The sequence below is a fragment of the Algoriphagus sp. genome (genome assembly GCF_039969895.1).
Taxonomy (GTDB): Bacteria; Bacteroidota; Bacteroidia; order Cytophagales; family Cyclobacteriaceae; genus Algoriphagus.
The window spans coordinates 275,758-288,483 of record NZ_JBDVMZ010000012.1 but is presented as its reverse complement, the minus strand read 5'-3'; the positions used below and the strand labels follow the sequence as shown (position 1 = coordinate 288,483).

Annotated in this window: 12 protein-coding genes and 2 tRNA genes; 11 read left to right on the top strand and 3 right to left on the bottom strand. The window is 41.9% G+C overall.

Features of this window, described 5'->3' with window-relative positions; all coding sequences use genetic code 11:
- Nucleotides 1-37 precede the first annotated feature (37 nt).
- Genes ABJH64_RS07430 through ABJH64_RS07415 form a run of 4 tightly spaced genes read left to right on the top strand, consistent with a single transcriptional unit; the run spans nt 38 to nt 2,317 of the window.
- Nucleotides 38-796, top strand: a complete 759-nt coding sequence (locus ABJH64_RS07430; RefSeq protein WP_348275377.1) for an SDR family oxidoreductase — start codon at nt 38-40, stop codon at nt 794-796.
- Nucleotides 797-825: 29 nt separating this feature from the next.
- The gene (locus tag ABJH64_RS07425; protein WP_348275376.1) at nt 826-1,419 is read left to right on the top strand and encodes a hypothetical protein; all 594 of its coding nucleotides are present in this window, start codon (nt 826-828) and stop codon (nt 1,417-1,419) included.
- Nucleotides 1,420-1,421: 2 nt separating this feature from the next.
- Complete coding sequence (locus ABJH64_RS07420) at nt 1,422-1,877, top strand: PaaI family thioesterase (protein WP_348275375.1); 456 nt, start codon at nt 1,422-1,424, stop codon at nt 1,875-1,877.
- A gap of 26 nt (nt 1,878-1,903) precedes the next feature.
- The gene (locus tag ABJH64_RS07415; RefSeq protein WP_348275374.1) at nt 1,904-2,317 is read left to right on the top strand and encodes a hypothetical protein; all 414 of its coding nucleotides are present in this window, start codon (nt 1,904-1,906) and stop codon (nt 2,315-2,317) included.
- On the opposite strand, the gene ABJH64_RS07410 is transcribed toward ABJH64_RS07415, so the two are convergent.
- Nucleotides 2,314-2,847 (bottom strand): RNA methyltransferase, encoded by a 534-nt coding sequence (locus ABJH64_RS07410; RefSeq protein ID WP_348275373.1) that lies wholly within the window; start codon nt 2,845-2,847, stop codon nt 2,314-2,316. The genes ABJH64_RS07415 and ABJH64_RS07410 overlap by 4 nt on opposite strands.
- Before the next feature lie 89 nt (nt 2,848-2,936).
- On the opposite strand from ABJH64_RS07410, the gene mutS reads away from it, so the two are divergent.
- The 5 genes from mutS to ABJH64_RS07385 all read left to right on the top strand — a co-directional run bounded on the left by mutS (nt 2,937) and on the right by ABJH64_RS07385 (nt 7,744).
- Nucleotides 2,937-5,540 carry a DNA mismatch repair protein MutS gene (gene mutS / locus ABJH64_RS07405; RefSeq protein WP_348275372.1) on the top strand — a complete coding sequence of 868 codons (2,604 nt, stop codon included), beginning with the start codon at nt 2,937-2,939 and terminating at the stop codon, nt 5,538-5,540.
- Between the two features lie 49 nt (nt 5,541-5,589).
- Nucleotides 5,590-6,387, top strand: a complete 798-nt coding sequence (locus ABJH64_RS07400; protein WP_348275371.1) for a LuxR C-terminal-related transcriptional regulator — start codon at nt 5,590-5,592, stop codon at nt 6,385-6,387.
- Between the two features lie 138 nt (nt 6,388-6,525).
- A tRNA-Gly gene (locus ABJH64_RS07395) sits at nt 6,526-6,598 on the top strand.
- A gap of 71 nt (nt 6,599-6,669) precedes the next feature.
- Nucleotides 6,670-6,753: transfer RNA gene (locus ABJH64_RS07390), tRNA-Leu, on the top strand.
- Nucleotides 6,754-6,892: 139 nt separating this feature from the next.
- A complete protein-coding gene (locus ABJH64_RS07385; RefSeq protein WP_348275370.1) occupies nt 6,893-7,744 on the top strand; it encodes a mechanosensitive ion channel family protein in 852 nt (283 codons plus the stop codon).
- Nucleotides 7,745-7,771: 27 nt separating this feature from the next.
- On the opposite strand, the gene ABJH64_RS07380 is transcribed toward ABJH64_RS07385, so the two are convergent.
- Together ABJH64_RS07380 and ABJH64_RS07375 are read right to left on the bottom strand one after the other, a co-directional pair.
- Entirely contained in the window at nt 7,772-8,239 is a 468-nt protein-coding gene (locus ABJH64_RS07380) for a nucleoside triphosphate pyrophosphohydrolase family protein (RefSeq protein ID WP_348275369.1), read from the bottom strand.
- A 70-nt stretch (nt 8,240-8,309) separates the two neighbouring features.
- The gene (locus ABJH64_RS07375; RefSeq protein WP_348275368.1) at nt 8,310-8,471 is read right to left on the bottom strand and encodes a hypothetical protein; all 162 of its coding nucleotides are present in this window, start codon (nt 8,469-8,471) and stop codon (nt 8,310-8,312) included.
- Here ABJH64_RS07375 and dapF point away from each other — a divergent pair.
- Together dapF and secA are read left to right on the top strand one after the other, a co-directional pair.
- Nucleotides 8,470-9,243 carry a diaminopimelate epimerase gene (gene dapF / locus ABJH64_RS07370; RefSeq protein ID WP_348275367.1) on the top strand — a complete coding sequence of 258 codons (774 nt, stop codon included), beginning with the start codon at nt 8,470-8,472 and terminating at the stop codon, nt 9,241-9,243. The genes ABJH64_RS07375 and dapF overlap by 2 nt on opposite strands.
- Before the next feature lie 100 nt (nt 9,244-9,343).
- Nucleotides 9,344-12,724: a preprotein translocase subunit SecA gene (gene secA, locus ABJH64_RS07365; RefSeq protein ID WP_348299580.1), complete on the top strand. Its 3,381-nt coding sequence runs from the start codon at nt 9,344-9,346 to the stop codon at nt 12,722-12,724.
- The last annotated feature ends 2 nt before the right edge of the window (nt 12,725-12,726 follow it).

Here is a 12,726-nt window from a genome sequence, read left to right as displayed (position 1 = left end):
CCTACACCATGAATAAAAGGTAACTCAAGCTCATTCCATGAATATTTCTCTTAAAAATCAACGAATCCTAGTCACAGGTGCTTCTCGAGGCATAGGTCGAGCTATCGCAAAGCAGCTTTCAGACTCTGGAGCTGAAGTCATTATTCATTGTAATTCAAGAATTACTGAGGCGGAAAAGCTTCAGGCTGAACTGAGTAATCCAGCATTCGTGGAAGCTTGTGATTTTTCTGACCCTTCCCAAGTCATAGGGTTCATCCCAAAATTAGTTAAGAAATATGGAGCTATTTCGGGTCTGGTGAATAATGCCGGCATTTCAAAGTCTGCTCCGGATGACCTTCCTACTAAGGACTGGATCAAAATTTGGCAATTTACACTGCAAGTGAATACTACTTCACTGGGAATTCTTTGTAAAGAATTTGTGGAGCATGCACTAAAGCAACAAAATGGACGAATAGTCAATATTTCCTCCAGAGCTGCTTTTCGTGGTGATACTACTGATTACATAGCTTATGCTGCGTCCAAAGGGGCAGTTGTCAGTTTGACAAGATCTATCGCCAGGCACTATGGAAAACAAGGGATCAAGGCGTTTTTGATAGCTCCTGGATTTACACGAACGGATATGGCTGAAGAGATCCTGTCAGCATACGGAGAGGAATTTGCTCTAAATGATATCGCTTTGCCAGATCTGACTAAGCCCGAAGATATCGCTCCCATGGTCACTCTTCTCTGTTCGGGCTTAGCCGATCATGCGACTGGAGCTAGCATCGATATCAATGCAGGCTCGTATGTACATTGAGTAAAATCTGATATTTTAAGCATATTTCTATGCCTCAAAGGCAAAAATCCAACGATATACTTTCTCCGGAATTGGTCAAAATTCTAAAAATCTTTGGTCTAATTTCTATTGGCTTGATTCTAATTCTTTCCTTTTTCAATACCAAACGTGCGAATAACACCGGTGATGATCTTACTTTTCGCATATCTCCCTCTAGCCGGTTATACTTCTTGAATGTGCGAGCCATTAGGTATGATAGAGAAATCAGATCTGATGCAGGAATGCTGCTCTTTCGGCATGGCAATAGATCAGTTTCTCCTACAGAACCTTTGCTGAATCTGGTCCTTATCCTCAATAGCCGAAAGGAGGAGGCATACTTATATTTAGAGCCGGAGAGTGTGGATTGGCCTCTTGAATTGAGAGCGTCCAGTGATGGAGAGTCGCAGGAATTTTTGCTTGAAAATGGGAATAACACTCAATTTCTTGCGCAGGTGAGGCAACTTGAGCCTTGGATAGCGGCAGATGCTGACTTTGAGATTAAAATTGACTCCTCCTGGGTGAGGATTTGGAAAGAGCCTAAAGAACTAGATGCGCTTCAAGCTACCTTGGGTGATTATTTTAGATTGATAAATGAACGAGAATAATAATGGAAAAGACAAATAGAGCCTTAGAACAGTTTCGACAATTAGTGGGGAAAAAACTGGATAAAATGCCATCCAAAGCTGGTAATTGGCTGGAGGGAACTCTCCTAGAGATTGAGAAAGATAGCATCAAAGTATCTTATTCCGTCACTCCAGAAATGTGCAATCCTGCAAAAATATTGCATGGAGGAGTTGCCTCTCTGATGATGGACGATGTGATCGGAATGGGAAATTTTGCGACAGGTTCTGAATACCTGATGACTAGTATCAATCTGAATGTTGACTTTTTGTCTTCCGCCCAAATCGGAGAAAAATTATATGTTTCGGCTAAATTAGTTCGTTCTGGAGCCAACCTAAATCATTGGGAAGTCGTAATAACTAAAGGTTCTGGTAAGATCGTGGCCAAAGCGAGCTCAAACATGATCAAAACTCATGTGAAGCTAAGTGAACTTGGATTTTAAATTTTAGACAACTTACTCCTATACACATGAAAAAAATCGTACTTATTGCATGTTTCAGCCTCTTTTCTTTGGCATCTTTTTCACAAACTACTATCGCTTTTCACCAAAGTAACCTGCCCTTTATAGGAGTTAATTACCAGTTTGGAGAGAAGTTTATTCCTGAATTTCGATTAGGAACTGACCAATATATTGAAGATCTATCTGCTGAATTGGTAGCAAACTACATTTTTAAAAAGGCAGATAGTTTTGAATTTTATGGAGGTGCAGGTTTGAGAGTTGGCAGTTTTGATGGAATAGTAATTCCTGTGGGGTTAAATATCTATCCTTTCGATCAAAAGAATTTTGGCTTTCATATAGATGGAGCGCCAATTGTAGGTTTCAGTGATGATTCCTTATTCCGCGGATCTTTTGGTATTCGATATCGTTTTGCCAAAAACTAAAACTGCTCCATTTTTACCATTAGATCCCACACCGCTATTCCTAGCGAAACGGAGATATTTAAGGAGTGCTTAGTGCCCAATTGCGGGATTTCCAGTACCGCATCACAGGCATTGAGCACTTCTTCTTCTACTCCAAAAACCTCATTACCGAAAACCAAGGCATATTTTTTACCTTTTTCAGGAGCAAAATCATTAAGCATCACTGAGCGATCTACCTGTTCTAGCGCACAGATTTGATAGTCAGATGCTTTTAGTTTTTCCATCGCCAGCATAGTACTAAGGCAATATTCCCATTCCACGGATTCAGTAGCCCCCAAGGCGGTTTTCTGTATATCGCGATGGGGAGGGGAACCGGTAATTCCGCAGAGATAAATTTTTTCGACACCAAATGCATCTCCTGTTCGGAAAGCAGAACCCACGTTATTCAGGCTTCGAACATTGTCCAGAACCAGTACAATCGGCGATTTATCCATTTCTTTATACTCCTCGACAGAGACTCTTTCGAGCTCTTCCATGCTTAATTTTTTCATTGGCTTTTGTTCTGCTTTTTGAATGGCTTATTTTCGACCTTATTCCCTGATTGAGTTTTCGAAATTACGTACGAAAGTAAGCATACCCCATGAGTAAGTCTAAAGACGGCAAAGAAACGCCCTTAATGAAGCAATACAATGCCATCAAAGCTAAGCATCCTGGTGCGCTATTACTTTTTCGGGTAGGGGATTTTTATGAGACTTTCGGAGAGGATGCTGTCCGAGCAAGCAAGATTTTGGATATCGTTCTGACCAAAAGAGCAAATGGCTCAGCTTCACACATCGAATTGGCAGGTTTTCCACATCATTCCTTGGACACCTATCTGCCGAAATTGGTACGTGCAGGTAACCGGGTGGCGATCTGTGATCAGTTGGAGGATCCAAAATCTGTCAAAGGAATCGTAAAACGTGGGGTTACTGAATTGGTGACTCCAGGGCTTTCTTTCAACGATCAGGTCTTAGATACTAAGAAAAACAACTATTTGGCGTCTATTTCCTTTGGAAGGGAAAAGTTCGGAATTGCATTTTTAGACCTTTCTACGGGGGAATTTATGTGTGCAGAAGGCAATGCGTCTTATATAGAAAAACTCATACAGAGCTTTGCACCAGCAGAAATCATTTTCTCCAAAGCTTCAAAAAAAGCTGCTTCTGAACTACTCAAGAATGATTTTATCACCTTCCACTGTGAAGATTGGGTATTTCAATACGATTTCACTTACGAAAAGCTAAAGACACATTTTGGCACAGCCAACCTCAAAGGTTTTGGGATAGAGGAGCTACAGTCTGGAATCGTGGCTGCTGGGGCTATTTTGTATTATTTGGAAGAAACGGAACATAAGGAAATACAGCATATCTCTTCGGTTTCGAGGATTGCTGAGGAGAAATACGTCTGGTTGGATAAGTTTACCATCCGTAATCTGGAGCTGGTTTTTCCTCAGCACGAAGGGGGAATTCCCTTAATTAATATCCTTGATCAGACGGTAACGCCTATGGGTTCTAGGATGATGAAAAAGTGGATGGTGCTACCACTTAAGGAGAAAAATGCCATCGAAGAGCGTCAAAACGTAGTGGATTTTTTCTACCAAAACCCTTCCCTAATCGAGGAAATGGTCGATCCACTGAAGCATATTGGTGACCTAGAAAGACTAATTTCTAAAGTGGTCGTGGGTCGAGCAAACCCAAGGGAAATAAACCAGATTAAGCGCGCCTTGAAAAACACGCTTCCGATCAAGGAACTTCTTAAAAATCAGAAGAACCCTACTCTGAAGCGACTTTCTGATCAGCTACATCCTTGCGAGTTTTTGCTGGAGAAAATCGAGCAAGAGCTGAAAGAAGATGCACCTATGCTGACTCACCAGGGTGGCATCATCAATGACGGCGTAGATGCTGAATTGGATGAATATCGTGGATTGGCCAATACTGGCAAGGATTTTTTGGTTCAGATCCAACAGCGCGAAGTTCAGAAAACGGGGATCACCTCATTGAAAATTGCCTTCAACAAGGTCTTTGGGTACTATCTGGAAGTCACTCATTCGCATAAAGACAAAGTGCCTGCGGAGTGGATCCGCAAGCAGACGCTCGTCAATGCTGAACGTTATATCACGCCGGAACTTAAAGACTACGAGGATAAAATCCTGAATGCTGAAGATAAAATGATTGCCATTGAGCAGCGTTTTTTCTTAGCATTGGTGCAGGAGACTGCGCAGTACGTCACACAAATTCAGCAAAACGCAAGAGTGCTAGGCACCTTGGATGTGTTGCTTTCTTTTGCACAAGTCGCACTTTCTAATGGATATTCCAGACCGAAAATTTCGGATACGGAAACACTGGAAATCAAAGATGGTCGCCATCCCGTGATAGAAAGGCAATTGCCTCCAGGAGAGGATTACATTCCTAATGATATTTATTTAGATCACGATTCTCAGCAGATCATGATCATCACAGGGCCGAATATGGCGGGTAAGTCCGCTCTTTTACGTCAAACGGCTTTGACGGTGTTGATGGCGCAGATGGGGAGCTTTGTGCCTGCTTCTTTCGCTAGAATTGGGATTATCGACAAGGTTTTTACTAGAGTTGGAGCTTCGGATAATCTTTCCAAAGGGGAATCTACTTTCATGGTGGAGATGACTGAGACAGCTAGTATTCTAAATAATCTATCAGATCGTAGTTTAGTCTTAATGGATGAAATAGGCCGGGGAACATCCACCTATGATGGGATTTCTATTGCTTGGTCGATCGTGGAATATTTGCACAATCACCCTACTTTCCGCGCCAAAACCCTATTTGCTACACACTATCACGAGCTAAACCAATTGGCCTCTGATTTTCCCAAAATCAAAAACTTCAATGTATCTGTGAAGGAAGTGGGAAATAAGGTGATTTTCATGAGAAAGTTAAAAGCTGGAGGAAGTGAGCATAGCTTCGGTATTCATGTGGCGCAAATGGCCGGCATGCCGAATCCCATCGTGCTGAGAGCAGCTGAGATCATGTCTCATCTAGAAAAAGATAAAGCCGTAGCAGAGCAAAAGCAGCATGTCAAATCCATTCCTAAAAACAATTATCAGCTGAGTATGTTCGAATTAGATCCGAAAATGAAAGAAGCAAAAGAGCTGATCGAGGGAATAGATATCAATGCGATTTCACCTATAGAAGCACTTTTGAAGCTACATGAGATCAAAAAGAAAATAGAATGAGTTTGACTTATGCATGTTAAATTAGATTTGAAATTAACTGTGGGTTTGTATGGATAAGATATTGCTCAAAGACTTGCGAAAGCAAAATAAGTTCACTCGATTTTTCAACGAATGGAAAGAGCAAGCATTTCAAGAATATCCTGACGAGAAAAAGAAAATGGAGGAACTTGAGATCTTGACGCAGAACATTGGGATGCGTGAAGGCTTAACGTTTGTTTGTTTTGATTATAGAAATTTGACCCTGGCTTTTTTCACAGGGAATGTAGAGGAACTGACAGGTTATCCGGCTTCAATGTTTCATTCCAAAGGTATGGAAACTGCCTTTGCGATGCTTCACCCAGATGATAGGTCTGAGCTTTTTCGGTTTCAAAAAATAGTTTTTGACAGCTTTCACCAACTTACTCTGGCCGAAAAGCATTCGTTCGAATTTTCTTACACAACACGCTGGGTGCACCGAAAAACGAAGAAAATCAGCTGGATGTTGGGGAAAGTTCGTCCTTACCTAATTGATGCCGCGGGTAATTTTGCGATGGATCTTCATGTGGTTATGCAGCTTCATACCCCTCCAAAGACCACAGGGTACGATTGGAATTATTCTTATCAGCAAGAGGACGGCACTCGAATTTTTGTTAGCAAAAATTCTCCGAATACGAAGGTTGTTTCATTGACCAAAAAAGAGAAAGAGATCGTTTCCTTAATTTTGGAGGGGAAGGAATCTAAGGCTATTGCAGCAGACCTGAATAACTCAGTGAATACTGTCGCTACCCATCGCAAAAACATTCTCAAAAAGCTGAATGCAAGAAATGTGGGAGAAATGGTTAAAATATTATCAACTTATCCCTTTTGATATAGGCTTGAAAATCAATGAAAAGAACAGTTTTACTCAGGTTTCTTTAAAATTTATCTAGGAAAGACTTGTAATTTTCTCTCTGTCGCTTACCTTTGCATCCACAATTCAACTGGATCACGTTCCAGTTATTACAACGCGAGAGTAGCTCAGCTGGTAGAGCACGACCTTGCCAAGGTCGGGGTCGCGAGTTCGAATCTCGTCTCCCGCTCAAAAAAGCCCTTGATTCAAGGGCTTTCTTGTTTAAGTCAAAAGTAAGTAGTTCCGGAATGTCGGAATGAAGCCGGGATGGTGGAATAGGTAGACACGCAAGACTTAAAATCTTGTGGCCGTAAGGCCGTGCGGGTTCGATTCCCGCTCCTGGTACTCAAAGCCTCGTAGAGATACGGGGCTTTTTGTGTTAAGTTGATTCGCTCAAATTTGAATTAATAAAATGGGGATGACAATTTAACTTTTACCTTACATTGAGCATTCACTCACTTCTATTTTTTGTATTTTGCCCATCATGATTGATTTTGAAAATTTCACAATAGACTGGGCTGAGGTTCAGAACTGGCTTATTCTTTTTGGTATTGCGCTGGGCACCTTGCTCTTATTTCTTTTTCTCTCTCGCAAATCCAGAATATTTCTCAAGAGAAGATTGACCAAAAGGATGGATGATGATCTGTTGGCAAATTTTCTAGCTGGAATCTTTGCCACACTTGTGATTATAGTGGGGATCATGATCATTCTCCGAATTATAGGACTTACCGGAGTGGTATCTGGAATGCTTGCCGGGGCTGGAATATCTGCCTTCATCATAGGTTTTGCGCTGAAAGACATCGGCGAAAATTTCCTGGCAGGGATTCTCCTTGCCTTTAAAAGACCTTTCAAAGTTGGGGATATTGTAGATGTGGGAGGAGTACGTGGACAAGTGCTTAGCCTGAACCTTCGTGATACTCAGATCAAAACCTTGGATGGTAAGGATGTATTCATTCCAAATTCAATTTTGATCAAAAATCCTCTTGTAAATTTTACTATTGATGGGTACTTAAGGTATGATTTTATGGTGGGATTGGATTATGGCTCTGATTATAAAGGTGCAATGGAAGTGATAGACCTAGCACTTAGAGGAATTCCGGGTATTTTGGAAGAGAAGAAAAAAGTAACTGTACGAGTAAACGAACTTGCAGAAAGTACTTTGAATATTGAGATTAATTTCTGGGTGGATACACTAGATGATACTATTGCAGACCAAGACATCAAGAGCACAGCTATCCTTAGCGTACTTATCGCCTTGGAAAAAGCTGGCTTTAATCTTCCAGCTAAAATTATCGAGCTTAAAACGCACAAAGGAGATGTTTTAAAAACCTCCTAATTGCGGACTTTAAAGGTAATTCCAAGACTATTTTTCTAAAATCCCCTGCAAATTCGCAGGCGAATAAGCGACTGATTTCAGGGTTTTTCTATCTCCTTCGCGGAAAACAAGAAACAAATCTCCCTCTTTTTCATAGAAGCATTCTGTGCCTTTTGCATTATAATGAGCAACGGTTGCTTTTGCTTCGTCTTCAGTTTTGCAGGCTTTGCTCATGTTAGAGCGCTGCACTTCGTCGAAAAGATCCTTGAATTTTTCCCCCAAACCAAATTCCAGAATCGCACCTGAAAGCACGTATTGCAAATCACAAAGAGCATCTGCCACTTCCACCAAGTCATTATTTGCGATAGCTACTTCCAATTCCTTCAGTTCCTCAGCCAAAAGCGATACGCGCAAATCGCATCTTACTTTCTCAGGGATAATAGGAGAAGGCAAAACGGGGTGTTTGAAGGTTTCGTGAAATAAAGCTACTGAAGTAAGTGATTTTGGATCTTGCATTTTTTGATTTTTTGAAAAGTTGAAATAAGTAAAAAAGACCCGGATTTCCGGATTAATATGGAGTGAAATATCAAGGAAATTTATGAATGTAGGAGTTTTGAATACCCATTTGCTGTCGGATTTGGATTTGAGAATCAGACAATACGTCTGTTTTTGTGACAAGATGCTTAAGTTTGCGTTCTCTCATTGGCTTGGATGGGTTTTTGTCCTTTTGTTCCCAATTAATTTTCATGGAAATCTCATTTTATAAATATCAAGGTACTGGAAACGACTTCGTCATGATAGATGATCGTGAGCAGAACTTTGATGATTCTGATTTAGAACTTGTTTCTACCCTTTGCGACCGGAAGTTTGGTATAGGGGCTGATGGATTGATTTTGATACGGAATCATGCAGACTATGATTTTGAGATGATCTATTTCAATGCAGATGGCAGTCAAAGTATGTGTGGAAACGGTGCTAGATGTGCAGTTGCTTTTTCAGCATTTCTGGGAATTTTAGATGAAAAGACCACATTTCTAGCCATAGATGGAGCGCACCAGGCTATCCTGAATGATGGATTAGTACACTTGCTCATGGGTGATGTAGCAGGAATTATAGAAAAAGGCGCTGACTTATTTGTCAATACCGGATCTCCGCATCACATCCGTTTTGTAGAGGATGTAGAAAAATACCCGGTTTTTGCCGAAGGCGAAAAGATCAGATATGATACTTCTTATGCTCCTGCGGGAACCAATGTTAATTTCGTCGAGAAATTAAACGATAAGGAAATCTACGTGCGTACGTATGAAAGAGGAGTGGAAAATGAAACCTTATCTTGCGGCACTGGGGTGACCGCGGCTGCGATTGCTTTTGCAAAAGATCAGCCTAAAGCTGAAATTAAAATCAAAACCCTTGGGGGTCAATTAGCTGTAAAATTTAATGCCTCCAATTCGGGAGGATTCAATGAAGTCTGGCTCATCGGCCCTGCAGAGCAGGTTTTTGAAGGAAAAATAAATCTTTGAACCACTCGAGCAGATCTATTCCTACCGACTGGTTTTATTATCAATTATAACAAAAAGGGCTTAATTTTGAAGCCTCACCAGTGAAATACAATAACCTAACATGTTAGATATAATAGCAAAAGGACTTGCAAAAGTATTTGGAACAAAGTCCGACAGAGATATTAAGGAGCTTCTTCCGATCGTAGAACAGATTAAATCTGTCTATGCAGGGTTGAAAAACCTCAGTGATGAGCAATTGCGTGAAAAAACTCAGGAAATCAAAGCTGAGATCAATGAGCATCTGAAGGAATACGATGATAAGATCTCATCGATCCGAGCCAAGGTCAATGAGTTGCCGGCTAAGGCTATTCATGAAAAAGATCAGCTTTTCAATCAAATAGATCAGATCGAAAAAGATAGAAATACGGCTCTGGAGGTTGTTTTGGAGAAGGTGCTTCCAAAAGCTTTCGCAGTAGTAAAGGAAACCGCACGACGATTCAAGGAAAACGGAAAACTAGTCGTGAAGGCAAATGACCGAGATCGTGAACTCTCTGCAAGCAAGCAAAATGTAGAAATCCTAGGCGATGATGCTATCTGGCATAACAAATGGATGGCTGCGGGTACTGAAGTAGTTTGGGACATGGTTCACTACGATGTACAGCTGATCGGTGGTATGGTACTTCACAAAGGTAAAATCGCCGAGATGGCTACTGGTGAAGGTAAAACGTTGGTTTCTACTCTACCTGCTTACCTCAATGCCCTTGCAGGACGAGGTGTTCACATCGTAACGGTGAATGATTACCTGGCCAAGCGTGACTCCGAATGGAATGCGCCACTTTTTGAATTCCACGGGTTGACGGTGGATTGTATAGACAAATTCACTCCTAACTCCGCAGGACGTAAAAAAGCTTACCGATCGGATATCGTTTACGGTACCAATAATGAGTTTGGGTTCGATTACCTGAGAGACAATATGGCTCGGGAAGCGGGCGATTTGGTGCAAGGCAAGCATCATTTTGCGATGATTGATGAGGTCGATTCTGTGTTGATTGATGATGCGAGAACACCGCTGATTATCTCCGGTCCAGTGCCTAAAGGTGATGTGCATGAGTTCGATGAGATGAAGCCTAGGGTTTCTACGCTGGTTGACGAACAGAGAAAATTGGTGCAGGGATTTTTGAGTTCTGCCAAGAAAATGATTGCAGACGGCAATGAAAAAGAAGGGGGTCTGGCACTTTTCCGTGCTTATCGAGGCATTCCGAAGTATAAGCCTTTGATCAAATACCTATCAGAGCCGGGAGTTAGAGTGATCCTTCAGAAGACGGAGAATTTCTACCTTCAAGACAATAAGCGTCAGATGCCTGAGGCAGACGAGCCGCTTTTGTTTACTATAGATGAAAAAACCAACGTAGTCGATCTAACTGATCGTGGTATCGAGACGATGACTACTAAGAATGAGAATGCGGAATTTTTCATTCTTCCAGATATTGGAGTAATCATAGCCGAGCTGGAGAAAGATGAAAATGTATCTGATACCGAAAAGCTTGTTCGCAAAGAAGAAGCAATCAAAGACTACACCGTCAAAGCCCAGCGTATTCATACAGTGAATCAACTGCTGAAGGCTTATTGCATGTTCGAAAAAGACACCGAGTATATTTTGGTGGATGGCAAAGTGAAAATTGTCGATGAGCAGACGGGCCGTGTGATGGAAGGTCGCCGGTATTCAGACGGACTACATCAAGCGATAGAAGCGAAAGAAAACGTGAAAGTGGAAGATGCCACACAGACGTACGCGACGATTACTCTTCAAAACTACTTCAGAATGTACCACAAACTGGCTGGCATGACTGGTACAGCAGAGACTGAAGCCGGGGAATTCTGGGAAATCTACAAACTAGATGTGGTGGTGATTCCTACCAACAAGCCAATCATCAGAGCTGACCGGGAAGATAAAGTGTATAAAACTGTCCGTGAGAAATTCAACGCAGTAGGTGATGAGATCAATGAACTAGTTGCTGCTGGAAGGCCAGTTTTGGTGGGTACCACTTCGGTAGAAATCTCTGAGGTACTTAGCAGAATGCTGACCTTGAAGAAGATTCCTCACCAGGTATTGAACGCCAAGCAGCATGCGAGAGAAGCCGATGTAGTAGCGATCGCAGGTCAGGCTGGGACAGTGACCATCGCCACAAATATGGCTGGTCGAGGTACAGATATCAAATTGACTCCAGAAGCTAGAAAGGCTGGCGGCCTTGCGATTATAGGCACAGAGCGTCACGAGTCACGACGTGTAGATAGACAGCTGAGAGGTAGATCCGGACGTCAAGGAGACGTGGGTTCTTCCCAGTTCTTTGTCTCACTGGAAGATAGCTTAATGCGACTTTTCGGTTCAGATCGTATTGCTAAGTTGATGGATAGAATGGGGCTGGAAGAAGGTGAAGTGATCCAACACAGCATGATTTCCAAATCTATCGAACGTGCACAGCGCAAGGTGGAGGAGAATAACTTTGGTACAAGAAAAAGACTACTCGAATACGATGACGTGATGAATTCACAGCGAGAAGTGGTCTATAAAAGAAGAAGAAATGCGCTGAAAGGCGATAGACTGGAGCTGGATATTTTGAATATTCTCTATGATGTCTGTGAAGGGTTAGTGGATATTGGGAAATCCAGTACAGACCCAGAAGACTTCAGGATGAACGTGTTCACTACACTTGGATTGGATTATAATATTTCTGAAAATGACCTGAAATCTAAAGATGCCGGTCAGTTGACGCAGGAGCTTTATAATCTCGCTTTTGAAACCTATCAAAAGAAAAGTGACGTGATGATGAATACAGCTTTGCCGATCTTCAAGCGTGTTCAGGATGAGCGAGGAGCTACTGTGAAAGATATCATGGTTCCTATTTCCGATGGGTTGAAGCAAATAGGCGTGGTAGTGAATCTGGAAGCTACTATAGCTTCAGAAGGTAGGGAGCTGATTAGAGCAATTGAGAAAAATGTGTCACTAGCTATCATTGACCAGAACTGGAAAGAGCATCTAAGAGATATGGATGACTTGAAGCAGTCGGTACAAAATGCCGTATATGAGCAAAAAGATCCATTATTGATCTATAAGTTTGAGTCCTTTGAGATGTTCAAGCGATTCATCGGCAAGCTGAATGAAGACATGATATCGTTCCTGACCAGAGCTGATTTGCCTAAGCAAGATCCAAATCAAGTACATGCCGCAGCACCGCCTCGCCCTACTGAGACACAAGTACAAGCCTCCAAAGCGGATGCAGGAAATACGCTAAACCCGGGTGCAAACCGTGCGGCGGTCGCAGCTTCTAATGCTGGAAGACCTGCGCCACAAGTGGTGGCTCCTAGAAAATCGGAAAAAGCCTACGGTAGAAATGACAAAGTCTCTGTGCAATACACCAATGGCACAACCAAATCTGACGTGAAATACAAAAGTGTGGAACAAGATGTGCAGGATGGTAAATGTGTAATCATCGATAATTAAAA